Consider the following 20,914-nt stretch of genomic DNA (forward strand, 5'->3'; position numbering starts at 1 on the left):
CGACTTTTTTGCAGGACCGATATTGCTGTTGAGTTGAGTTCCACGCCGCTGCCGCTTATGCTGAGCGCCATGAAAACATCCCGTCTTCCCATTGCCCTACAACAAGCCGTTATGCGCGCCCTGCGTAGTGGGCTCGAACGGGCAAATGAAAAGCTCGAACAACATTATCCCGAACCCAGGCTGGTTTATCAGCAGCGCGGCACGGCTGCCGGAACGGCCTGGCTGGAAAAATGGGAAATCCGCCTGAATCCTGTCCTGCTGATGGAAAATCAGCAGGCCTTTATTGATGAGGTCGTTCCCCATGAGCTGGCCCATTTGCTGGTGTGGAAAACCTTCGGCCGCGTTGCACCGCATGGCAAAGAGTGGAAATGGATGATGGAGACTGTGCTGGGCGTGCCGGCGCGGCGCACCCATCAGTTTGAGGTCGAGTCGGTGCGCAGCCGCACCTTTGCTTATCGCTGCCAGTGTCAACAGCACCAGCTTACCGTGAGGCGCCATAATCGTGTCGTTCGCGGCGAAAGCGAGTACCGCTGCGTTCACTGCGGTAGCTTATTGAAAGCCGAGGTTTTTCCCCTTTCCTGAGCGGATTCTCATTCCGCCTGAGCAGGCATTCTGTTACCCTGCCGCCCTTTTAAGGACCAGGGGTAAAACTGGAACATGTCTCGCAAATTTCTCATCACGACTGCACTGTTACTCGCGTCTTTTAACAGCCAGGCCCTAAACCTCAACAACTATCATCAAAATAATTTTCAACAGGCAAAAGCCTACGCCGCAGAGATTAATGACGATGCGCCCGGCAGCTTTTACTGTGGCTGTAAAATTACCTGGCACGGCAAAAAGGGGGAGCCTGATCTGAACAGCTGTGGCTACCAGCCGCGCAAAAATGCCCACCGCGCCGCACGTATCGAGTGGGAACACGTGATGCCCGCCTGGGAGTTCGGCCATCAACGTCAGTGCTGGCAGAACGGCGGCCGCAAAAATTGCAGCAAAGATGCCGACTATCGCCGTATCGAAACCGACCTGCATAATCTGCAGCCGGCAATCGGTGAAGTGAATGGCGATCGCGGTAACTATGCCTACAGTCAGTGGAACGGTACGGATAAACAGTACGGTCAGTGCAGCATGCAGATTGATTTTAAAAACAAGCAGGCGCAGCCGCCCGAACGGGCCCGTGGCGCGATAGCCCGGACTTACTTCTATATGCGCGACCAGTATCATCTGCGTCTGTCACGTCAGCAAACGCAGTTATTTACAGCCTGGAACAAGCGCTATCCGGTCAGCAAATGGGAATGCGAGCGCGACCAGCGCATCGCTCGCGTACAGGGGAATCATAATCCTTATGTGCTTGAGGCTTGCACGCGTTAAAATCCCTGCCCTAAACTAACTGTTTCACAGCCCCGCCGCGTCAACCTCGCGGCGTTTAGCTCTCAGGGACATTATGCGCATACCTCGCATTTATCACTCACAGCCTGTTCATGTTGGCAGTGAAATCACGCTTGATGAAGACGCGTCCGGTCATGTTGGTCGCGTGCTGCGTATGACCAGCGGACAGCATGTAGAACTCTTTGATGGCAGTAATCTGACTTTCGCTGCAGAAATCACGCATGTTGATAAAAAACGTGTAAAAGTATCCATCACGGCAAGTCAGGAAGACGATCGCGAGTCGCCCCTCCATCTGCATCTCGGTCAGGTCATGTCTCGCGGCGAAAAAATGGAATTTACCATCCAGAAATCAATCGAACTGGGCGTTAATGTTATTACGCCGCTGTTTTCTGAACGCTGTGGTGTCAAACTGGATGCAGAACGCCTGGCAAAAAAAATTCAGCAGTGGCAAAAGATTGCTGTTGCCGCCTGCGAGCAGTGTGGTCGTAACCGGGTACCCGAAATCCGTCCGGCCATGGCACTCGAAGCCTGGTGCAGTGAAGCGGAAAGTGGGTTAAAACTGAACCTGCACCCGCGCGCCAGCCACAGCATCAACACTTTGCCTCAGCCGGTTGAGCGCGTTCGCCTGCTGATTGGTCCGGAAGGCGGGCTTTCAGCTGACGAAATTACCATGACGGCGCAGCACGGTTTTACCGATATTCTGCTTGGCCCACGGGTTTTACGTACCGAAACAACGGCCCTGACTGCCATTACGGCACTTCAGGTGAGGTTTGGTGACCTGGGTTAAGCGATACTTTTAGCTCCACTGGGACGCCTGTAATCAACATCGCGTTCTGACTGCTCAGCCCCTTTTTGCCCGAACGAAACGAGACGGTAACCGCCGCCTCCTTCAGGAGATAATAATGATCAAGCTTGGCATCGTGATGGACCCAATCTCATCCATCAACATTAAAAAAGACTCCAGCTTTGCAATGCTGCTGGAAGCACAGCGCCGGGGTTACGAAATCCACTACATGGAGATGAACGATCTCTCCCTGCGCGGTGGTGTGGCTTACGCCCGCACTCGCCTGCTTAGCGTGGAACAGAATGCCGAAAGTTGGTATCAGTTTGGCAGTGAGCAGCAGATTAAACTGGCCGATCTCAATGTCGTATTGATGCGTAAAGACCCGCCGTTTGACACCGAGTTTATCTACTGTACCTACATCCTGGAACGGGCTGAAGAGCAGGGCACGCTGATCGTCAACAAGCCGCAAAGCCTGCGCGACTGTAACGAAAAACTGTATACCGCCTGGTTTGCTGAATTCACGCCGGACACCCTGGTCACGCGTTCTAAGCAACAGCTGCGGGCGTTCTGGCAAGAGCATGGCGACGTCATCATGAAACCGCTGGACGGCATGGGCGGCGCCTCTATTTTCCGTGTGAAGCAGGACGATCCGAATTTCGGCGTTATCGCTGAAACCCTGACTGAACATGAAAGCCGTTACTGCATGGCGCAAAACTACCTGCCGGCTATCAAAGACGGTGATAAGCGCGTGCTGGTGGTGGATGGCGAACCGGTTCCTTATTGTCTGGCGCGTATTCCCCAGGGGGGAGAAACCCGTGGAAACCTGGCGGCTGGCGGACGCGGTGAAGCGCGCCCGCTGAGCGAAAGTGACTGGGAAATCGCCCGCCGCGTCGGTCCAACACTGAAGGCCAAAGGCCTGATTTTTGTGGGCCTCGACATTATTGGTGATAGACTGACTGAAGTTAACGTGACCAGCCCAACATGCATTCGTGAAATTGAGGCCGCCTTCCCTGTCTCCATCACCGGTATGCTGATGGACGCCATTGAGAAGCGCCTGAGCTGAGCATAACGCTGGGGCCATGCTCCGTGATCAACCCAACACCGGTGCAGCAATCACGCACCGGTTATCTTTGGTAAAGCATGTGAGAATGAATTTACAGCATCACTTTTTAATTGCCATGCCATCGTTGCAAGATCCCTTTTTTAAACGTTCTGTCGTCTACGTTTGTGAGCATAACGAAGAAGGGGCAATGGGGCTGATTATCAATAAGCCGATGGAAAACCTGACGGTTGAAGGCATTCTGAAAAAGCTCAAGATCGCCGAAGATAACCGCGATCCGGCTATCAATCTTGATAAGCCGGTGTTCAGCGGTGGTCCGCTGGCGGAAGATCGGGGCTTTATCCTGCACTCGGCACAGCGCACCTTTACTTCCAGCATTCGGGTGTCAGACAACACCGTGATTACCACCTCACGTGACGTGCTGGAAGCGATCGGTACAGCCTCACAGCCCGATCATGTGCTGGTCGCGCTGGGTTATTGTGCCTGGGAAAAAGACCAGCTTGAAAATGAGCTGATGGAGAACGCCTGGCTGACCACACCGGCTAACAGTAATATTTTGTTCCAGACGCCCATCGCCGAGCGCTGGCGTGAAGCCGCGCGCAGTATGGGCATTGATATTCACAACATGGCCAGCGATGCAGGTCACGCCTGATGAATACACAAACGTTGTTAGGTTTTGACTTCGGCACCAAAAGCATCGGCGTTGCGGTTGGTCAGCAGCTGACGGGCAGCGCCCGTCCGTTAAGCGCGATTAAGGCGCAGGACGGGACGCCAGACTGGCTGCAAATTGAAAAGCTGCTTAAAGAGTGGCAGCCCGACTTTGTTGTGGTGGGTTTGCCACTGAACATGGACGGCACCGAGCAACCTTTAACAGCCCGCGCCCGTAAGTTTGCGAATCGCCTGCATGGCCGTTTTGGTATTCGCGTTGAGCTACAGGATGAGCGCCTCAGCACCGTTGAAGCGCGCGCCGGTTTGTTTGAACGGGGTGGCTATCGTGCCCTGAATAAAGGTTCAGTCGATTCCCAGTCAGCGGCGATTATCCTGCAGGACTGGTTTGAAACCCATTAATGAATCACCCCTTCGGCCTGACGGGCTAACCGACTCTGCTCAAAGGTTTGCATTCCGGCCTGCGCGCCGGTTTGCAAAATAGCGGGAATCTGATGCATTTTGCCTTCCCGAATCAGATTGACCACCGCGCTGGTGGCAATCAGCACCTCAAACAGCCCCACGCGTGTCTCATCTGTGGCTGAAACCAGCTGCTGCGCAATAACGGCTTTCAGACTGCCCGCCAGCTGGGTGCGTATCAGCGCCTTTTCATCTGCAGGAAACACATCCACCAGCCGATCCACCGCCTGGACTGCGCCGCGCGTATGCAACGTCGCCAGCACCAGATGTCCGGTTTCTGCCGCGGTTAATGCCTGGCGAATGGTATCGCTGTCGCGTAATTCTCCCAGCATAATCACATCGGGATCTTCGCGTAAGGCCGCTTTCAGGCCCAGACTAAACGAGCGGCAATGCAGCCCCACTTCGCGCTGTTGAATCAGGGACTGCTGGCTGTGATGAATAAACTCAATGGGATCTTCCAGCGTGAGAATATGACGGGCCTGCTGCCGGTTGATGGCATCGACCATGGCGGCGAGCGTGGTGGATTTACCGCTACCGGTCGCGCCGGTAATCAAAATCAGCCCGTCCTGTTTGTTCAGCAAGGTGGGCACGACCTGCGGAAGGCGTAAATCCGCAAGCGAAGGACAGCGGCTGGCAATAATACGCAGCGCCAGAGACAGCCCGTTGCGCTGCATAAACAGGTTCGCGCGCAGGCGCTGCCCGTTAACCAGTGTTAAGGCGAAATCCAGCTGCCCTTCTCGCTTTAGCACCTGCTGCTGTTCGCTGTCCAGCCATGACGAGGTAAATCGCGCCATCCAGTCGGATGGCAGGATGGGCTGGCCGGGCAGCGTTTCAAGCCCGCCCTGATGGCGCCAGTACGGCGAATGTCCGTTACAAAGGTGCAGATCGGCGGCGTTATGCTTTACACTAAGCTCCACTAATTCATCCAAATCCATTTTGATCTCCAGACTATGACTTCAATCCAGCACAACTTACAGCAAGTCCGTCAGCGAATCGCTGCTGCTGCAACCCGTTGCGGCCGGTCGCCAGAAGAAATTACGCTACTTGCAGTGAGCAAAACAAAGCCTGCGAGCGCGGTCGAAGAAGCCGCAGCGGCGGGACAGATCGATTTTGGTGAGAATTACGTTCAGGAAGGGGTTGAAAAGATTCTGTCACTGACCTCACATCCTGCCTTGACCTGGCACTTCATTGGCCCGCTGCAGTCCAATAAAAGCCGCCTGGTCGCTGAACACTTTGCCTGGTGTCATACGGTCGATCGTCAGAAGATCGCACAGCGTCTTAACGATCAGCGGCCTGAACATCTGCCGCCGCTCAATGTCTTAATCCAGGTAAATATCAGTGATGAAAACAGCAAATCTGGCATCATGCTGGAGGCGGTTGCCGGACTGGCTCAGGATATCCTGACGATGCCGCGTTTGCGTTTGCGCGGGCTGATGGCGATTCCGGCACCCGAAGAAGATTATCAGCGACAGCTGGCGGTATGCCAGCAAATGGCGGATGCTTTTGACCAGCTCAAACAGCAGTATAGCGACGTTGATACGCTTTCCCTTGGGATGAGCGATGACATGGAGGCGGCAATTGCCGCTGGCAGTACGATGGTGCGCATTGGCACCGCCATTTTTGGCGCGCGAGATTACACACAACCTTCACAACAATAATTGAGGAACTTCATGTTAACAATGACGTTTTTAGTAAAAACGCTAATCGATCTCTACGTCATGGTGCTGCTGCTGCGCATCTGGATGCAGTGGTCACGTTGTGATTTTTATAACCCGCTTGCGCAGTTTGTCGTGAAGATTACCCAGCCGATTGTAAAACCCCTGCGTCGTATCCTTCCGGCTCTGGGTCCGATAGATACGGCCTCCCTGCTGTTGGCCTTTGTGCTGACAACGCTTAAATATCCCCTTCTGCTGCTGATTCAGGTCGGCGTGTTCTCTGTCGATCCCACGAATTTGCTGGTTGGCCTGCTGTCGCTGTTGAAATCTGCAGGTTATCTGGTGTTCTGGGTCATTATCATTCGCTCCCTGATGAGCTGGATCAGTCAGGGCCGCGGCCCGATGGACTATGTGCTGATTCAGTTGACCGAGCCGTTAATGGCGCCGATTCGTCGTATTCTTCCTGCCATGGGCGGCATCGACTTCTCAGCCATGATCGTGATTCTGGTGCTGTATGCCCTGAATTTCCTTGGCATGGATCTGTTCCCGGGTCTCTGGTATTTGCTGTAAATGAATCAAACTGGAACTGTTATGCAAAAAGTTGTTCTTGCCACCGGCAATCCCGGCAAAGTACGTGAGCTGGCGGATCTGCTCGCTGACTTTGGTCTGGATGTCGTGGCGCAAACCGAACTTGGCGTGGAATCCGCCGAGGAAACCGGCCTGACCTTTATTGAAAATGCCATCCTGAAAGCGCGCCATGCCGCGCAGGTGACCGGCCTGCCGGCTATCGCAGATGACTCTGGCCTGGCCGTGAATGCGCTGGGTGGCGCGCCCGGGATTTACTCAGCCCGCTATGCTGGTGAAGACGCCAGCGACCAGCAGAATCTGGAAAAGCTGCTTCAGGCTCTGGAAAACACGCCTGACGGACAACGTCAGGCGCAGTTTCACTGCGTGCTGGTTTATCTACGTCATGCTGCCGACCCAACGCCGCTGGTCTTCCACGGTGCCTGGGAAGGGGAAATTACCCGAACGGCAGCCGGTGAAGGTGGCTTTGGTTACGATCCGGTGTTCTGGGTTCCGGCACTGGGTAAAACTGCAGCCGAACTGACTAAGGCAGAGAAAGGAAAAGTCTCTCATCGTGGTAAAGCATTGACGCTGTTACTGGAAGCGATGCGTAATGCCTGATTTACCGCCTCTGAGTTTGTACATCCACATTCCCTGGTGTGTACAGAAATGCCCCTACTGCGATTTTAATTCTCACGCATTAAAGGATGAGGTGCCGCACGTTGAGTATGTGCAGCACCTGCTGCGCGATCTTGAACACGACCTGCCGCTGATTCAGGGTCGTGAGGTTCGCACGATCTTTATTGGCGGCGGGACGCCAAGCCTGTTAAGCAGCAGCGCCATGCAGATGTTGATGGATGGCGTACGCGAGCGGCTGACGCTAACAGCCGATGCTGAAGTCACGATGGAAGCCAATCCGGGCACGGTGGAAGCGGATCGCTTCAGCGCCTATCAACGCGCCGGTATTAACCGAATCTCGATTGGTGTCCAGAGCTTCAGCCCGCAGAAACTGGAACGTCTGGGCCGTATCCACGGACCGGAAGAAGCGAAGCGTGCCGCAGCACTGGCACAGGGTTTAGGGCTGCGCAGCTTCAACCTTGACCTGATGCACGGCCTGCCCGATCAGTCGCTGGCCGAGGCGCTGGATGATTTGCGCCAGGCGATTGCGCTCAACCCGCCGCATCTCTCCTGGTATCAGCTGACGATTGAGCCCAATACGCTGTTTGGCTCTCGCCCGCCAACCCTGCCAGATGATGATGCGCTATGGGATATTTTTGAGCAGGGCCACCAGTTGCTGACTGCGGCAGGTTATGAGCAATACGAAACCTCGGCCTATGCTAAACCGGGCTACCGCTGTGAGCACAACCTGAACTACTGGCGCTTTGGCGATTATCTGGGCATTGGTTGTGGTGCGCATGGCAAACTGACTCAGCCAGATGGCCGTATTGTCCGTACCGTAAAAGTGCGCCATCCGCGTGGCTTTATGAAGGGCAATTATCTTGATAAGCAGTACGACGTTGCAGACGAGGATAAGCCTTTTGAGTTCTTCATGAACCGTTTTCGTCTGCTGGAGGCCGCGCCGCGTGCAGACTTTAGCCGCTATACCGGGCTGCATGAAACGCTGATTCGCCCACAGCTCGACGAGGCCATTGCCGCAGGTTACATCACTGAATCGCCGGAACACTGGCAGATTACAGAGAAAGGGAAACTGTTTCTGAACTCGTTGCTGGAGCTGTTTTTAGCGGAAGCCTAGTGCATTCTGGCCCGGAAGCATCACTAAAGCGACCGGGCCGTTTGCGCGAACATCAACCGCGTTCGGTATTCTGTCTCAGTTGTAACAGCTTCGTATTAATAATGGCGATGTTGACCTCACAGGGCATGCCATCATCCAGATAGACGGTTTCGTTGATCTCCAGCGCCGCCTCATTCGCATTAAAATTCAATAGTCTGAGCTGCTCACCATCGGTAACATTGATGGCATTCAGTTGCTGATCGCGACGCTGAATTTTCTTGCCGGTGATCTGTTCAATGTACGAATATTTTGAGATCTCCAGTCGTCCAAACTCCATGCTGCTAAACAGGCTGACAGGCAGGTGGATATATTCCAGCGCAACGGGGATGTCATCAAAACACATCAGACGAACAATTTTGTAAATCTGGTCACTGTTCTTGATGCGTAAAGCCTGCGCCATATCCGGCCCGGGCACTTTAATGATGCTGGCAGTCAGCACCTTTCTGACCGCATTATGCCCTTTTTTGTGTGCCTGATAATCAAACGGGGAAAGCGCATGAAACCGGCCTGAGTGATTACTCTTGCCGATGGACCCCACGAACAGCCCGGAGCCTTTCACCCGATAAATACGCTGTTGCTCAATAAGAATGCGGGTGGCTTCCCGCACCGTCGCCCGGGTAATACCAATGTTCTTAGCAATCGCGATTTCCGTGTCCAGCTTATCGCCCGGCAGCAGTCCATCCTGCATGATCTTTGTCAGGATATAGTCGACTACCTCTTTTTGCTTCTCTGTAATGCCATCGAACATCAGCATATTCCCGAATAGTGTGCCCGTGCCTGCGGTGCCCTACAGCAAACCCTGCAGGCCCGGTTTTCGTCACGACGTGCCCGTGAGCAAAGATCCAGATGTGATCCAGCTAACGATTTTGCACTCAAACCCCACGCGCCCCGCCAGAAATGATTCTTGCATATTGTATCTGTACAGGTCGAGGTGCATCATCAAGATGACTAGACAGCTTAAACATGTCTATACGTACAAGCCGGTTTTTGCAACAGCAATTTGTCAGAACTGACGAGTGCAACTTAAATTAATATCTTGTTTTAGAGTAAGTTAATGTCATTTTCGTTTATTCCTCTGTCGTGAGTGGTTTTGTCAGATGAAATAAAAAAGACAAGGCCGCAGGGATAAACAGAGAAAGATGACTGTACAGCTTGATGAATTCTGGAAGCCAGCTGGCTGACTTTTTTGCCTAACCTTTTATCCAGGACATTGTATGCCGAATCTGACCCAATGGCTGAATGCTGAAAAAATTCAATATATTGAGCGCGTATCCGACTGGAAAGCCGCGATTCAGGTCGCGGGCGATCCTCTTCTTAATGAGGGGGAGATTTCACAGGATTACATTGACACCATCATCCGCCTCAAACAGGAAACCGGTCCCTATTTCGTTATTGCGCCGCGCATTGCCATGCCGCATGCCCGCCCTGAGCAGGGTGCCAAAAAGTTGGGATTATCCGTAGTCAAGCTGGCTAACCCGGTCACCTTTGATGCAGGAGAGAATGATCCTGTCGATATCCTTTTTATGTTCTCCGCCCCTGACAGCAACAGCCACATTGAGATGATCTCCCAGCTGGCTGAGGTGCTTACCGATGACGACGTGATGGAACGCGTTTATCAGGCACAAAGCCAACACGCACTCTGTGCCCTGTTGTTAGCAGACAGCATATCCCGTTAACTCGTTAAAATTAAAAGAGGTTTTTATGAAAATTATGGCAGTTTGTGGTTCAGGCCTGGGAAGCAGCTTCATGATGGAAATGAACATCAAAAAAGTGCTTAAAGCGATGGATATGACAGCAGACGTTGAACACGCCGATCTCGGTTCGGTCACGCCAGACGTGGCAGATGTGTTCGTGATGGCAAAAGACATCGCCTACAGCGCTAACCTGCCACCGGAAAAAGTCATCATTATCAATAACATTATCGACCTGAAGGAAGTTGAGCAGAAAATTCGCGACTACTTCAATAAATAACCCTGTCACCCACTTAAAAAAGAACACTTACCGCTGAGGTTATTATGTTTATACAAAACCTTTTACTGGTAGTTGTCGACGTGCTGAAAGTCCCCTCTATTCTGGTCGGGCTGGTCGCCATGTTCGGTCTGATAGCGCAACGTAAACCGCTGCCGGATGTGATAAAGGGTACGGTAAAAACCATACTGGGTTTTTTAGTACTGGCAGGCGGTGCCACGGTGTTAGTGGGATCGCTGACGCCGCTGGGGGATATTTTCAAACACGCGTTCAACGTCCAGGGCATTATTCCCAATAACGAGGCGATGGTTTCTATCGCCCTGGCGAAGTATGGTGCGCCCACGACGCTGATTATGGCCTTCGGCATGGTGGCCAATATTACCGTCGCCCGCTTTACGCGTCTGAAATATATCTACCTCTCTGGTCATGTCACTTTTTATATGGCCTGCATGATCGCGATTATTCTTTCGGTGGCGGGTTTCGAGGGCGTGCAGCTTATTTATACCGGCTCGCTGACGCTGGGCATGTTAATGGCCTTTTTCCCGGCACTGGCGCAGCCCTACATGCGTAAAATCATTGGGCACGATCAGGTCGCGCTGGCGCACACCGGTACGGTTGGCTATGTCCTGTCGGGCTGGATAGGTTCTTTGGTGGGCAAAGGTTCTAAATCCACCGAAGAGATGAACATGCCAAAAAACCTGAGTTTTTTGCGTGACAGCACCATCTCTATTTCCCTGACGATGATGGTCATCTATTTTATTTTGTCCATTTCGGCAGGCAGAGAATACGTGGAGAGTCAGTTCAGCCACGGGCAAAACTATCTGGTGTACTCCTTTGTGCAGGCCATTACCTTCGCTGCCGGTGTTTTTATTATCCTCCAGGGCGTGCGTTTGATTCTGGCCGAAATTGTGCCGGCGTTTACCGGGTTTTCAGAGAAGTTGGTGCCAAGCGCGCGTCCGGCACTCGACTGCCCGATTGTGTTCCCCTATGCGCCTAACGCCGTTCTGGTCGGTTTTATTTCCAGCTTTATCGGCGGCCTGGTCGGGCTGTTTATTCTGGGACAGCTGCACTGGATATTAATTCTGCCTGGCGTGGTACCGCACTTTTTCTGCGGCGCAACCGCAGGCGTTTTTGGTAATGCTACCGGCGGGAAACGCGGGGCCATGTTAGGTGCCTTTGCCCACGGTATTCTGATTACCTTCCTCCCGGTCGCCTTATTGCCTGTCCTGGGCGCCATCGGTCTGACGAATACCACCTTCTCAGACACCGACTTCGGCGTCACGGGGATTCTGTTGGGGAATATGGCCAGATTCCTTGATAAAGGGACCATTACCATGGTGATCACTGGAATTTTTGCCCTGCTGGTTATCTATAACTATGTCGCCCGTAGCAAAACGGTCGTCAAAGAGGCCAACAACGATTGACAGGCATCAGGGGCTGACTCCAGCCCCTTTTTTCAACAACGTGCTAAAGCAGAAAAACGCCAGCCCGTGGCGGCGTGACGTTCAGGATGAAAGGCAGACGACCAGGCGGCGCAGGCCGTCTGAAAAGCACTATTTCAGCGAACCGACCAGGGCTTTACGGTCATTCTCAAGCGAAATCACCCGGTTACAAACCGCTTTGCCAAACTGCTGGAAATCGGCTTCCTGATTGTTCCACTCGCTCTGAATGGCGTTTTGCAGGCCGCCAAGATTGCCCATCAAGCCCTGCAAACCGCTACCGCCACCGTTGGACATCGCCTTGCTGCCCATCTCATTGATGCTGTCCTGCAGAATACCGCCCATCGCCTGATTAACCAGCTGTTGACCATCGGCACGCACCTGATCGATCGCCTGATGATGGAAGGTTAAACCATCGCTGCGATGCTCAATAATACGGTTCATCTGGGTTTTTAACTGCGTATTCAGCGTAGCCAGTCGGCTATGTAACCGGCTGGATTCGCCAACCTGCTGAGTAATGATGTTATCCAGCGCGGCACGCCCTTTCTCCAGACGGGATGTTGCTCCGTTATCGATCCAGGGAAGATCGCGGCGTAAGGCATTTTGATAATCAATCGCCTTCTGACGATTAGCGGCGTTCAGGGCCATCTTCTGACCGTTGAACTGCACATCCCCCAGCGTCGATATCTGCAGATTGCCATTTGCGCCCACCACCTGCACGCTTTGTGGCGTAATCACAACATCATCCTGCGGTTTGACACTGCACTCCCAGGCGGCCTGGGCCTGCGTTGCCGCCAGTAAAAGGCCGACGACCAGCGCGTTACGAATCATACAATCTCCCTGTCTGGGTGTGAAAGCGACACTGCTGGTAACTTAGTCCCACCAGACGTCAAAGAGTTCGGTAACTTTCACATCCTGCAGCTTGCGGTCTTCCAGCCACTTGCGCACGAGCTCACGATGCTCATCGGTGCATTTACCGGTTTGCTGCAGGCAAATCAGCCCTTCCCACGCCAGGTAACCGCTGCCATCGTAAGCCAGACCATTAGGATCGATCGCTTCGTTGATGAACTGGTTCAGGGTTTCGTCGATGTCACTTTCAGACGTGCCTTCAGGAAAACGCCAGGCCACGGAAAAGCCCAGTTCCTGGAATTCATCGATATGTAATTTTTTACGTAAACGGCGGCTGCGTTGTGTGGCCATTATTTCACCCTCTCAAACATTAAATCCCATACGCCATGGCCTAAACGCTGCCCGCGCTGCTCAAATTTTGTCAATGGACGCGTTTCAGGACGCGGCACATAGGTGCTGTCTTCAGACAGGTTACGATAACCTGCGATGCTGCTCATGACCTCAAGCATATGTTCTGCATAAGCTTCCCAGTCGGTTGCCATATGGAATACGCCACCCAGCTTGAGCTTACGCATCACCAACTCGGCGAAAGGCACCTGCACGATACGGCGTTTATTGTGACGGGCTTTGTGCCACGGATCGGGAAAGAACAGCTGAACCATGCGCAGTGAGTTATCAGGGATCATCTTTTCCAGCACTTCAACCGCATCATGGCACATCACGCGCAGATTGCTGACGTCGGCTTCTTTCGCCGAGGCCAGGCAGGCACCTACGCCTGGCGCGTGCACTTCAATTCCCAGGAAGTTTTGGTGGGGAGTGTTTTTCGCCATGGTCACCAGCGAGGCCCCCATGCCAAAGCCGATCTCCAGCGTTACCGGGGCTTCGCGGCCAAACAGCGCGGGCAAATCTACGGGATCAGGCTGATATTCAACACCCATCTCTGGCCAGTAGTTATCCAGCGCCAACTGCTGGCCTTTGGTTAAGCGGCCCTGGCGGCGCACAAAACTGCGAATCCGACGCAACGGGCGTCCATTCTCATCAAATTCCGGGGTGATGACATCATTAATCATGTTGAAGCCTGCTGGTTTGCCTGTTCTGGGAAACGGGCATTATGCAAAGTTCAAAAGCAGAAGCAAGCCTTTGCCACGTTCTGCTTTATTCCTGCGTGCCCTGAAGCGCAATTTCCTGCCTGAGTGTAGAGTAAACCGCAAAAATTTCCTTGTTATGATGCCAGCCTGCAGGCAAAGACGGCCAACGCTATCGGAAACTTATAAAGACATTGTCTGCCGCCGCTGCTGGCTCAGCTTGCGGTACTGCTGAGGAGACATGCCAACATACCTGGCAAACGTGCTGTAAAAACGGCTGCTGGAGCGGAAACCGGCCGTCAGCGCCACATCCAGAACGGTGATATCGGTATCGCTCAGAAGCGCCCTGACATGATTGATCCGCATGGCCGTGATGTACTGTTTTAGCGTCAGCTGCATCACGCGCTGAAAAATGCCCATCGCATAATTCGCATTAAGTTTAACGTGTTCGGCCACGTCATTGATGGTTAAAGCCTGATCGTAGTTATCTGCGATAAACTCCAGCATCTGGCTGACATAAAACTGAGCATGACGCGAAACGCTGTTCTTGTGCGTACGCGACGTTTTGTTCACCAGCACCGGCTGCCATCCCGACAAACTAAAGCGCTTAAGCATCAGACCAATTTCATCAACGGCAAGCTGGCGAATCTGTTCGTCGGGACTGTTCAGCTCCTGCTGCCAGCGCTGCACTTCAAACGCGCTGAGCTGCTGCTTCGCCACAGATTTAATCACCATGCCGTGGGTAACATGATTGATTAACTCCCTGTCGAGCGGCCAGGACAAAAACAGATGCATCGGCAGGTTCAGAATAGCCATGTTCTGGCAGCGTCCGGGACGGGTGAGTTGATGTGGCGTACAGGCCCAAAACAGGGTGATGTAACCCTGCTTGATCTGAACGACCTCGTTATTAATGAGGTACTCCACGTCACCGTCAAAGGGCACATTCACCTCAACCTGACCGTGCCAGTGGCTGGTGGTCATGGCCAGCGGCGGACGCAGTTCGATATCCATGCGCTGATATTCAGAATAGAGCGACAGCGGGCTGCGGGTCTGCTTTTCATCGCTGCTGCACATATGCGGGTCGGGCGGAAGTGGTACGACAGGCTGCATAATCATCATTCCCTCTCCTGAATTATCAGAACCCTGCCATATCTGAACGGCTCAGGCCAGTCTCAGAGGCGAGAAATGCGCGGTCAGCATGACGTTTTCGCCTGTTAGCACACCAGATACTCTTCTTTCCGTGCAAATTTGTCCCGAAAACTCAGATCTGCTCGCCGCCAGCATCAGATCTGAGTTTGTGGGAATGCTCGTTCCGTAAGGCGGAAGTTTCTCGATGAATGGCGTGACATTCTGGCGTTATCCAACCTTGCAATGGAGCGTCCTGATGTCTGCACCCAAAATTACCTTTATTGGCGCGGGTTCCACTATTTTCGTCAAAAATATCCTTGGCGATGTCTTTCACCGCGATGCGCTGAAATCCGCCCATATCGCGTTGATGGATATTGATGCGACCCGGCTTGAAGAGTCCTTTACCGTGGTCAGTAAGCTGATGAGTTCGGCTGGTGCGGCCGGAAGAATCACCTGCCACACCGACCAGAAAGCGGCATTAGCGGATGCCGACTTTGTTGTGGTCGCGTTTCAGATAGGCGGCTATGAACCCTGTACCCTCACTGATTTTGCGGTGTGTAAGCGTTACGGTCTTGAGCAGACCATCGCCGACACGCTTGGCCCGGGCGGCATCATGCGTGCGCTGCGCACCATCCCGCACCTCTGGCAGATTTGTGACGACATGACGGCAGTATGTCCTGATGCCACCATGCTTAATTACGTTAACCCCATGGCGATGAACACCTGGGCGATGTACGCGCGTTATCCGCATATCAAACAGGTTGGCCTGTGCCATTCCGTTCAGGGAACGGCGGAAGAGCTGGCTTACGATCTCAATCTTAACCCGGCCGATTTACGTTACCGCTCTGCCGGCATCAACCACATGGCCTTTTACCTGGAGCTGGAGCGTAAAACTGCAGACGGGGCTTACGTGAATCTCTACCCGGAACTGCTTGCCGCTTTTGACGCCGGGCAGGTACCGAAACCCAACATGCATGGCAATACGCGCTGTCCCAACATTGTGCGCTATGAGATGTTCAAAAAACTGGGCTATTTCGTCACCGAGTCTTCAGAACATTTTGCAGAATATACGCCCTGGTTTATCAAGCCGGGACGAGAGGATCTGATTGCGCGCTACCAGATCCCGCTGGATGAGTATCCCAAACGCTGCGTCGAGCAGTTGGATAACTGGCGTACCGAGCTTGAACATTACAAGCGCGCTGAGCGTATTGAAAGCAAACCCTCGCGCGAATATGCCAGCGCCATTATGAATGCCATCTGGACAGGTGAACCGGCCGTGATTTACGGCAACGTGCGTAACGATGCATTAATCGACAACCTGCCGCAGGGATGCTGTGTTGAGGTCGCCTGCCTGGTGGACGCCAACGGGATTCAGCCTACGAAGGTGGGAACCCTGCCCTCACATCTGGCAGCCATGATGCAAACCAATATCAACGTGCAGACGCTGCTGACCGAAGCCATCCTGACCGAAAACCCTGACCGGGTTTACCACGCGGCCATGCTGGATCCCCATACGGCGGCGGTGCTGGGCATCGAGGAGATTTATGCGCTGGTGGATGAGCTGATCGCCGAACACGGGGACTGGCTGCCCGCCTGGCTGCACAAATAATGCCTGTGTCTCCGGGCGTGCTGTCCGGCTGCGGCTCTATTCCTTAACAGAAGGCGGGCGCTGGCAACAGCGTCCCGGTACCCGATGAGCATTTCAATAACGACAAAACTCAGCTATGGATTCGGCGCATTTGGGAAAGATTTTGCTATTGGCATTGTTTATATGTACCTGATGTATTACTACACCGACGTGGTAGGTTTATCGGTTAGCCTCGTCGGTACGCTGTTTTTAGTGGCCAGGATCTGGGACGCAATAAACGATCCGATCATGGGCTGGATCGTAAATGCCACGCGATCGCGCTGGGGGAAATTCAAACCCTGGATTTTTGCAGGCACGCTGGCAAACTCGCTGGTGCTGTTCCTGTTGTTTAGCGCCCATCTGTTTGAAGGCACCACGCAGGTTATTTATGTCTGTGTGACGTATATCTTGTGGGGCATGACCTACACCATTATGGATATTCCGTTCTGGTCGCTGGTGCCTACCATCACGCTGGACAAGCGCGAACGTGAACAGCTGGTTCCCTGGCCACGCTTTTTCGCCAGCCTTGCCGGGTTTGTTACCGCAGGCCTGGCCCTGCCCTTTGTCAGTTATGTTGGCGGCGACAATCGTGGCTTAGGCTTCCAGATGTTTACCCTGGTGTTAATCGCCTTTTTTATCGTCTCCATGTTAGTCACGCTGCGAAACGTGCATGAAGTCTATTCGTCCACCCGCGACGAAACCTCAGGCAGTGACCGCCTGGGGCTAAAAGCCATTGTTGCCCTCATTTACCGTAACGATCAGCTTTCCTGCCTGCTGGGAATGGCGCTGGCTTACAACATCGCGGCTAACATCATTACCGGCTTTGCCATTTACTATTTCACCTACGTCATCGGCGATGCCGGGCTGTTTCCCTACTACCTCTCTTATGCAGGCGCGGCAAACCTCGTCACGTTAATCCTGTTCCCGAAACTGGTAAACATCCTGTCGCGCCGCATTCTGTGGGCGGGCGCGTCCGCGCTGCCGATACTGAGCTGTGGCGTGCTGTTCGCTATGGCACTGGCAGGCTATCACTCAACGCTGCTGATTGTGGTGGCCGGCATCCTGTTAAACACCGGTACCGCGCTTTTCTGGGTGCTCCAGGTCATTATGGTGGCGGACACCGTTGATTACGGCGAATACAAGCTGCACGTGCGCTGCGAGAGCATCGCCTATTCAGTGCAGACGATGGTGGTGAAAGGCGGCTCCGCCTTTGCCGCTTTCTTTATCGCCGTGGTGCTGGGCATGATTGGCTATATGCCCAATATCGTACAGTCGCAGGAAACCCTTGTAGGCATGCAATTTATTATGATTGCGCTGCCGGCTGTGTTTTTTATGCTGACGCTACTGCTCTATTTCCGCTTCTATAAGCTGAACGGCGATATGCTGCGGAAAATCCAGATCCATCTGCTCGATAAATACCGTAAACCGCAGGAGCCAGAAACCCTCCCGCTCAGGATGCAAGACAAGATCAACGTCTGACCAGTAAAAGCCCTTTGCAGGCTTCTGTGAAAGATGTCGCGGGCCGGATTCACATCGTCTGGCCTGCTACTGTCTCCCGGCGGCTCCTGATATTGTCAGGCCCGGCACGACGCTGCCGCACGGGACAGACAGGCCGGTATGAAACAGGCCTTTTCAATCTTCCGGTTTACTCTCACTGGCGCTTATGCTGGAATTCCTGCCCGAATATCGCGTAATCACGGAAATATCCTTTTTATGATGCAAGCCCCGCAGTTCGCGCAACAGGTGCTGGACTGGTATCAGCGCTTTGGCCGCAAAACCCTGCCGTGGCAGCTGGAAAAAACACCCTACAAGGTGTGGCTGTCCGAAGTCATGTTGCAGCAAACTCAGGTTGCCACGGTTATCCCCTATTTTGAGCGCTTCATGGCGCGGTTTCCTGACGTCAGCGATCTGGCCGCCGCGCCCCTGGATGAGGTGCTACATCTCTGGACCGGTCTGGGCTATTACGCCCGTGCGCGCAACCTGCATAAAGCGGCAAAACAGGTGGTGGACCTTCATGGCGGTGAGTTTCCCCGCCACTATGATGAGGTCGCCGCTTTACCCGGCGTTGGCCGATCCACCGCTGGCGCGATTTTATCTCTGTCGCTGGGTCTGCATTTCCCTATTCTCGATGGCAACGTTAAACGGGTTTTAGCGCGTTGCTACGCGGTAGGCGGCTGGCCGGGTAAGAAGGATGTGGAAAAGCGGCTCTGGCAAATCAGCGAAGAGGTCACGCCTGCTCAAGGCGTCAGCCAGTTTAACCAGGCGATGATGGATCTGGGTGCCATGGTGTGCACGCGATCCAGACCAAAATGCGACATCTGCCCGCTCAACAGCGGATGCGAAGCAAGGGCTAACAACAGCTGGGCCAGCTATCCGGGTAAAAAGCCGAAGCAGACGTTGCCGGAACGCAGCGGTTGGTTTTTGATGATGCAACATGGCGACAAGGTCTGGCTGGAGCAGCGCCCGCCGGTGGGCCTGTGGGGCGGTTTATTTTGCTTCCCGCAATTCACCAGTGAAGAGGCGATGACCGACTGGCTGCATGCGCGCGGCATTCACGCCAAACCCCAGCAGCTTACGGCATTTCGTCATACCTTTAGCCATTTCCATCTGGATATTGTCCCAATGTGGCTGTCATGGCCTTCTGCCGGGGCATTAATGGATGAAGCTGGCGGTCTCTGGTATAACTTAACGCTGCCGCCGCCTGTGGGATTAGCCGCACCTGTAGAGCGTCTTTTGCACGAACTGCGCCATCCCCAGCAGTTGCCTTTAGGCAGCTGTGAGATTAACGAGGAAGAATAATGAGCCGCACTATTTTTTGTACTTTTTTACAACGTGATGCTGAAGGGCAAGATTTCCAACTCTACCCTGGCGATCTGGGAAAACGCATTTACAATGAAATCTCGAAAGAAGCCTGGCAGCAATGGATGGCTAAGCAGACGATGCTGATCAACGAGAAAAAACTCAACATGATGAACCCCGAAGATCGCAAAGTGCTGGAAAAGGAAATGATTAACTTCCTGTTCGAAGGCAAAGACGTTCATATTGAAGGCTATACGCCACCCGAAGCATAACTTTTTTTGGCCTCAGTACTGGGGCCGTTTTCCAGGTCAGGCATGTATTTTAGATGAATAAAAAGCTGATAGCCCTGCTGGTGATTGCACCCCTTTTAGTTTCCTGTTCCGGCAAAAAGAACCCGACCTATTCAGAAGAGTGGGTGAAGGACACCAACGGATTTGACATCCTGATGGGGCAGTTCGCCCATAACATTGAGAACATCTGGGGTATCAATGAGGTTCTGATTGCCGGACCGAAAGACTACGTCAAATACACCGACAACTATTACACCCGCAGCCATATCAACTTTGAAAGCGGTAACATCACGATTGAGACCATTTCCGGTACCGATCCCGCTGCCAGCCTGCGTCAGGCGATCGTGACCACCTTGCTGATCGGCGACGATCCGGGCAATGTCGATCTTTATTCTGATGTCAACGATATCCAAATCAGTAAAGAACCGCTGCTGTATGGTCAGGTACTGGATAACACCGGGCAGGCCATCCGCTGGCAGGGTCGCGCTCAGGCGTTTGCGGACTATTTAATTGCGAATAAATTGCAGCGTCGCAATTCTGGTCTGCATGTAATCTACTCGGTTACCATCCCGATGGTGCCTAACCATCTTGATAAGCGTGCGCATAAATATCTGCCGATGGTGCGCAAGGCTGCTGAGCAATATGGTGTTGATGCGTCTCTGATCCTCGCGATTATGCAGACCGAATCCAGTTTTAACCCCTACGCCGTCAGCCATTCTGACGCACTGGGTTTAATGCAGGTGGTACAGCATACCGCGGGCGTCGATGTATTCCGTATGAAGGGTAAATGGGGCAAACCAAGCCGCAGCTACCTGCTGGATCCCGAGAACAACATTGATGCCGGTACGGCTTACCTGTCATTGCTGCAGCGCAGCTATCTGGCAGGCATTCAGGATCCGCTGTCGCGTCGCTACGCGGTCATTACCGCCTATAACGGCGGTGCAGGCAGCGTGCTGCGCGTGTTCTCCAGCGATAAGGATCGTGCGGTCAATATCATTAACGGCATGTCACCCAGTCAGGTTTATCAGACGCTGTCTAAGCAGCATCCGTCTGCGGAATCGCGGCGTTATTTGTATAAGGTGAGCTCGGCGCAGCGGAGCTACCATCGGTATTGATGGCGAAGGGTTTCCCCTGGCGGGGGATTGCTGGCGCAGAGAGGTTTTTGCGCGCAAGGCGCTGGGGTTCTGCCCTCTGGCTCTGAGAGGGTTCCGCCCGCCAGGCGATGGGGTTCTGTCCTCTGCCTCTGATAAGGTTCCGCCCGCCAGGAGATGGGCAGTTTCAGCCTGCCCATGCAGGCGGACGTGTTAAGGGGCTTACGCCAGCCCCTTAACAATCCCGGCGTCCGGCAGCCGCCGCTGTACCTTCG

The 20,914-nt window shown here is 53.5% G+C and carries 24 protein-coding genes; 18 read left to right on the forward strand and 6 right to left on the reverse strand.

Annotated features, from left to right (window positions below):
• Positions 1 to 69 precede the first annotated feature (69 nt).
• The 6 genes from EL29_RS14300 to ruvX all read left to right on the forward strand — a co-directional run bounded on the left by EL29_RS14300 (position 70) and on the right by ruvX (position 4,295).
• Positions 70 to 582, forward strand: a complete 513-nt coding sequence (locus EL29_RS14300) for a SprT family zinc-dependent metalloprotease (protein WP_042677525.1) — start codon at positions 70 to 72, stop codon at positions 580 to 582.
• A gap of 75 nt (positions 583 to 657) precedes the next feature.
• Complete coding sequence (gene endA, locus EL29_RS14305) at positions 658 to 1,365, forward strand: deoxyribonuclease I (RefSeq protein WP_028715761.1); 708 nt, start codon at positions 658 to 660, stop codon at positions 1,363 to 1,365.
• A gap of 73 nt (positions 1,366 to 1,438) precedes the next feature.
• Positions 1,439 to 2,170, forward strand: a complete 732-nt coding sequence (gene rsmE / locus EL29_RS14310; RefSeq protein ID WP_028715762.1) for a 16S rRNA (uracil(1498)-N(3))-methyltransferase — start codon at positions 1,439 to 1,441, stop codon at positions 2,168 to 2,170.
• Positions 2,171 to 2,285: 115 nt separating this feature from the next.
• Complete coding sequence (gshB, locus tag EL29_RS14315; protein WP_013027087.1) at positions 2,286 to 3,230, forward strand: glutathione synthase; 945 nt, start codon at positions 2,286 to 2,288, stop codon at positions 3,228 to 3,230.
• Positions 3,231 to 3,315: 85 nt separating this feature from the next.
• Positions 3,316 to 3,879, forward strand: a complete 564-nt coding sequence (locus EL29_RS14320) for a YqgE/AlgH family protein (protein WP_019104764.1) — start codon at positions 3,316 to 3,318, stop codon at positions 3,877 to 3,879.
• Positions 3,879 to 4,295, forward strand: a complete 417-nt coding sequence (gene ruvX, locus EL29_RS14325) for a Holliday junction resolvase RuvX (RefSeq protein WP_013027089.1) — start codon at positions 3,879 to 3,881, stop codon at positions 4,293 to 4,295. Before EL29_RS14320 ends, ruvX begins: the two co-directional genes overlap by 1 nt.
• Here the strand turns inward: ruvX and EL29_RS14330 are convergent.
• On the reverse strand, positions 4,292 to 5,287 hold the full coding sequence (locus EL29_RS14330) for a type IV pilus twitching motility protein PilT (RefSeq protein ID WP_028715763.1): 996 nt from the start codon (positions 5,285 to 5,287) through the stop codon (positions 4,292 to 4,294). The genes ruvX and EL29_RS14330 overlap by 4 nt on opposite strands.
• Before the next feature lie 15 nt (positions 5,288 to 5,302).
• On the opposite strand from EL29_RS14330, the gene EL29_RS14335 reads away from it, so the two are divergent.
• The 4 genes from EL29_RS14335 to hemW are packed head-to-tail and all read left to right on the forward strand — an operon-like array spanning position 5,303 to position 8,324.
• A complete protein-coding gene (locus EL29_RS14335) occupies positions 5,303 to 6,010 on the forward strand; it encodes a YggS family pyridoxal phosphate-dependent enzyme (protein WP_028715764.1) in 708 nt (235 codons plus the stop codon).
• A 12-nt stretch (positions 6,011 to 6,022) separates the two neighbouring features.
• Positions 6,023 to 6,577 carry a YggT family protein gene (locus tag EL29_RS14340; RefSeq protein ID WP_014594515.1) on the forward strand — a complete coding sequence of 185 codons (555 nt, stop codon included), beginning with the start codon at positions 6,023 to 6,025 and terminating at the stop codon, positions 6,575 to 6,577.
• A 21-nt stretch (positions 6,578 to 6,598) separates the two neighbouring features.
• Positions 6,599 to 7,192 (forward strand): XTP/dITP diphosphatase, encoded by a 594-nt coding sequence (locus EL29_RS14345; RefSeq protein ID WP_019104766.1) that lies wholly within the window; start codon positions 6,599 to 6,601, stop codon positions 7,190 to 7,192.
• Positions 7,185 to 8,324 (forward strand): radical SAM family heme chaperone HemW, encoded by a 1,140-nt coding sequence (gene hemW / locus EL29_RS14350; RefSeq protein ID WP_014594517.1) that lies wholly within the window; start codon positions 7,185 to 7,187, stop codon positions 8,322 to 8,324. The genes EL29_RS14345 and hemW overlap by 8 nt, the downstream gene beginning before the upstream one ends.
• Positions 8,325 to 8,376: 52 nt before the next feature.
• Here the strand turns inward: hemW and EL29_RS14355 are convergent, their stop codons facing one another.
• Positions 8,377 to 9,111, reverse strand: coding sequence for a GntR family transcriptional regulator (locus EL29_RS14355; RefSeq protein WP_028715765.1), 735 nt, complete (start codon positions 9,109 to 9,111; stop codon positions 8,377 to 8,379).
• A gap of 466 nt (positions 9,112 to 9,577) precedes the next feature.
• Between EL29_RS14355 and EL29_RS14360 the strand changes: the two genes are divergently transcribed.
• From EL29_RS14360 to ulaA, 3 genes are read left to right on the forward strand one after another with little or no spacing between them, the layout of a single operon-like run.
• Complete coding sequence (locus tag EL29_RS14360; RefSeq protein ID WP_028715766.1) at positions 9,578 to 10,039, forward strand: PTS sugar transporter subunit IIA; 462 nt, start codon at positions 9,578 to 9,580, stop codon at positions 10,037 to 10,039.
• Between the two features lie 25 nt (positions 10,040 to 10,064).
• Complete coding sequence (locus EL29_RS14365) at positions 10,065 to 10,334, forward strand: PTS sugar transporter subunit IIB (RefSeq protein WP_013027097.1); 270 nt, start codon at positions 10,065 to 10,067, stop codon at positions 10,332 to 10,334.
• A gap of 44 nt (positions 10,335 to 10,378) precedes the next feature.
• Positions 10,379 to 11,755 carry a PTS ascorbate transporter subunit IIC gene (gene ulaA / locus EL29_RS14370; protein ID WP_013027099.1) on the forward strand — a complete coding sequence of 459 codons (1,377 nt, stop codon included), beginning with the start codon at positions 10,379 to 10,381 and terminating at the stop codon, positions 11,753 to 11,755.
• 129 nt (positions 11,756 to 11,884) lie between these two features.
• Here ulaA and EL29_RS14375 read toward each other — a convergent pair whose 3' ends face one another.
• The 4 genes from EL29_RS14375 to melR all read right to left on the reverse strand — a co-directional run bounded on the left by EL29_RS14375 (position 11,885) and on the right by melR (position 14,820).
• Positions 11,885 to 12,601, reverse strand: a complete 717-nt coding sequence (locus EL29_RS14375) for a YggN family protein (RefSeq protein ID WP_028715767.1) — start codon at positions 12,599 to 12,601, stop codon at positions 11,885 to 11,887.
• Positions 12,602 to 12,643: 42 nt separating this feature from the next.
• On the reverse strand, positions 12,644 to 12,970 hold the full coding sequence (locus EL29_RS14380) for a YggL family protein (RefSeq protein ID WP_013027101.1): 327 nt from the start codon (positions 12,968 to 12,970) through the stop codon (positions 12,644 to 12,646).
• Complete coding sequence (gene trmB / locus EL29_RS14385; protein ID WP_028715768.1) at positions 12,970 to 13,689, reverse strand: tRNA (guanosine(46)-N7)-methyltransferase TrmB; 720 nt, start codon at positions 13,687 to 13,689, stop codon at positions 12,970 to 12,972. The genes EL29_RS14380 and trmB overlap by 1 nt, the downstream gene beginning before the upstream one ends.
• 198 nt (positions 13,690 to 13,887) lie before the next feature.
• A complete protein-coding gene (gene melR, locus EL29_RS14390; RefSeq protein WP_029569116.1) occupies positions 13,888 to 14,820 on the reverse strand; it encodes a transcriptional regulator MelR in 933 nt (310 codons plus the stop codon).
• Between the two features lie 265 nt (positions 14,821 to 15,085).
• Between melR and EL29_RS14395 the strand changes: the two genes are divergently transcribed.
• The 5 genes from EL29_RS14395 (at position 15,086) to mltC (ending at position 20,663) form a co-directional block, all read left to right on the forward strand.
• Positions 15,086 to 16,441: an alpha-glucosidase/alpha-galactosidase gene (locus EL29_RS14395; RefSeq protein WP_028715769.1), complete on the forward strand. Its 1,356-nt coding sequence runs from the start codon at positions 15,086 to 15,088 to the stop codon at positions 16,439 to 16,441.
• Positions 16,442 to 16,525: 84 nt separating this feature from the next.
• Positions 16,526 to 17,938 carry a melibiose:sodium transporter MelB gene (gene melB, locus EL29_RS14400; protein ID WP_028715770.1) on the forward strand — a complete coding sequence of 471 codons (1,413 nt, stop codon included), beginning with the start codon at positions 16,526 to 16,528 and terminating at the stop codon, positions 17,936 to 17,938.
• A gap of 234 nt (positions 17,939 to 18,172) precedes the next feature.
• Positions 18,173 to 19,258 carry an A/G-specific adenine glycosylase gene (gene mutY / locus EL29_RS14405; protein ID WP_014605105.1) on the forward strand — a complete coding sequence of 362 codons (1,086 nt, stop codon included), beginning with the start codon at positions 18,173 to 18,175 and terminating at the stop codon, positions 19,256 to 19,258.
• Positions 19,258 to 19,530 (forward strand): oxidative damage protection protein, encoded by a 273-nt coding sequence (locus tag EL29_RS14410; protein ID WP_013027107.1) that lies wholly within the window; start codon positions 19,258 to 19,260, stop codon positions 19,528 to 19,530. The genes mutY and EL29_RS14410 overlap by 1 nt, the downstream gene beginning before the upstream one ends.
• Positions 19,531 to 19,583: 53 nt before the next feature.
• Positions 19,584 to 20,663: a membrane-bound lytic murein transglycosylase MltC gene (gene mltC, locus EL29_RS14415; protein WP_028715771.1), complete on the forward strand. Its 1,080-nt coding sequence runs from the start codon at positions 19,584 to 19,586 to the stop codon at positions 20,661 to 20,663.
• Positions 20,664 to 20,914: the final 251 nt, after the last annotated feature.

The organism is Pantoea ananatis LMG 2665 (genome assembly GCF_000710035.2).
Classification (GTDB): Bacteria; Pseudomonadota; Gammaproteobacteria; order Enterobacterales; family Enterobacteriaceae; genus Pantoea; species Pantoea ananatis.

What these genes read in the sequence shown, in the direction of transcription:
- ruvX (WP_013027089.1), top strand. Translation starts at nt 3,879, where the DNA reads ATGAATACACAAACGTTGTTAGGTTTTGACTTCGGCACCAAAAGCATC.
- EL29_RS14335 (WP_028715764.1), top strand. Translation starts at nt 5,303, where the DNA reads ATGACTTCAATCCAGCACAACTTACAGCAAGTCCGTCAGCGAATCGCT.
- EL29_RS14365 (WP_013027097.1), top strand. Translation starts at nt 10,065, where the DNA reads ATGAAAATTATGGCAGTTTGTGGTTCAGGCCTGGGAAGCAGCTTCATG.
- mltC (WP_028715771.1), top strand. Translation starts at nt 19,584, where the DNA reads ATGAATAAAAAGCTGATAGCCCTGCTGGTGATTGCACCCCTTTTAGTT.
- EL29_RS14345 (WP_019104766.1), top strand. Translation starts at nt 6,599, where the DNA reads ATGCAAAAAGTTGTTCTTGCCACCGGCAATCCCGGCAAAGTACGTGAG.
- EL29_RS14355 (WP_028715765.1), bottom strand. Translation starts at nt 9,111, where the DNA reads ATGTTCGATGGCATTACAGAGAAGCAAAAAGAGGTAGTCGACTATATC.
- EL29_RS14360 (WP_028715766.1), top strand. Translation starts at nt 9,578, where the DNA reads ATGCCGAATCTGACCCAATGGCTGAATGCTGAAAAAATTCAATATATT.
- trmB (WP_028715768.1), bottom strand. Translation starts at nt 13,689, where the DNA reads ATGATTAATGATGTCATCACCCCGGAATTTGATGAGAATGGACGCCCG.
- endA (WP_028715761.1), top strand. Translation starts at nt 658, where the DNA reads ATGTCTCGCAAATTTCTCATCACGACTGCACTGTTACTCGCGTCTTTT.
- EL29_RS14380 (WP_013027101.1), bottom strand. Translation starts at nt 12,970, where the DNA reads ATGGCCACACAACGCAGCCGCCGTTTACGTAAAAAATTACATATCGAT.
- ulaA (WP_013027099.1), top strand. Translation starts at nt 10,379, where the DNA reads ATGTTTATACAAAACCTTTTACTGGTAGTTGTCGACGTGCTGAAAGTC.
- EL29_RS14320 (WP_019104764.1), top strand. Translation starts at nt 3,316, where the DNA reads ATGAATTTACAGCATCACTTTTTAATTGCCATGCCATCGTTGCAAGAT.
- melB (WP_028715770.1), top strand. Translation starts at nt 16,526, where the DNA reads ATGAGCATTTCAATAACGACAAAACTCAGCTATGGATTCGGCGCATTT.
- EL29_RS14300 (WP_042677525.1), top strand. Translation starts at nt 70, where the DNA reads ATGAAAACATCCCGTCTTCCCATTGCCCTACAACAAGCCGTTATGCGC.
- EL29_RS14410 (WP_013027107.1), top strand. Translation starts at nt 19,258, where the DNA reads ATGAGCCGCACTATTTTTTGTACTTTTTTACAACGTGATGCTGAAGGG.
- gshB (WP_013027087.1), top strand. Translation starts at nt 2,286, where the DNA reads ATGATCAAGCTTGGCATCGTGATGGACCCAATCTCATCCATCAACATT.
- rsmE (WP_028715762.1), top strand. Translation starts at nt 1,439, where the DNA reads ATGCGCATACCTCGCATTTATCACTCACAGCCTGTTCATGTTGGCAGT.
- melR (WP_029569116.1), bottom strand. Translation starts at nt 14,820, where the DNA reads ATGATTATGCAGCCTGTCGTACCACTTCCGCCCGACCCGCATATGTGC.
- hemW (WP_014594517.1), top strand. Translation starts at nt 7,185, where the DNA reads ATGCCTGATTTACCGCCTCTGAGTTTGTACATCCACATTCCCTGGTGT.
- EL29_RS14330 (WP_028715763.1), bottom strand. Translation starts at nt 5,287, where the DNA reads ATGGATTTGGATGAATTAGTGGAGCTTAGTGTAAAGCATAACGCCGCC.
- EL29_RS14340 (WP_014594515.1), top strand. Translation starts at nt 6,023, where the DNA reads ATGTTAACAATGACGTTTTTAGTAAAAACGCTAATCGATCTCTACGTC.
- mutY (WP_014605105.1), top strand. Translation starts at nt 18,173, where the DNA reads ATGATGCAAGCCCCGCAGTTCGCGCAACAGGTGCTGGACTGGTATCAG.
- EL29_RS14375 (WP_028715767.1), bottom strand. Translation starts at nt 12,601, where the DNA reads ATGATTCGTAACGCGCTGGTCGTCGGCCTTTTACTGGCGGCAACGCAG.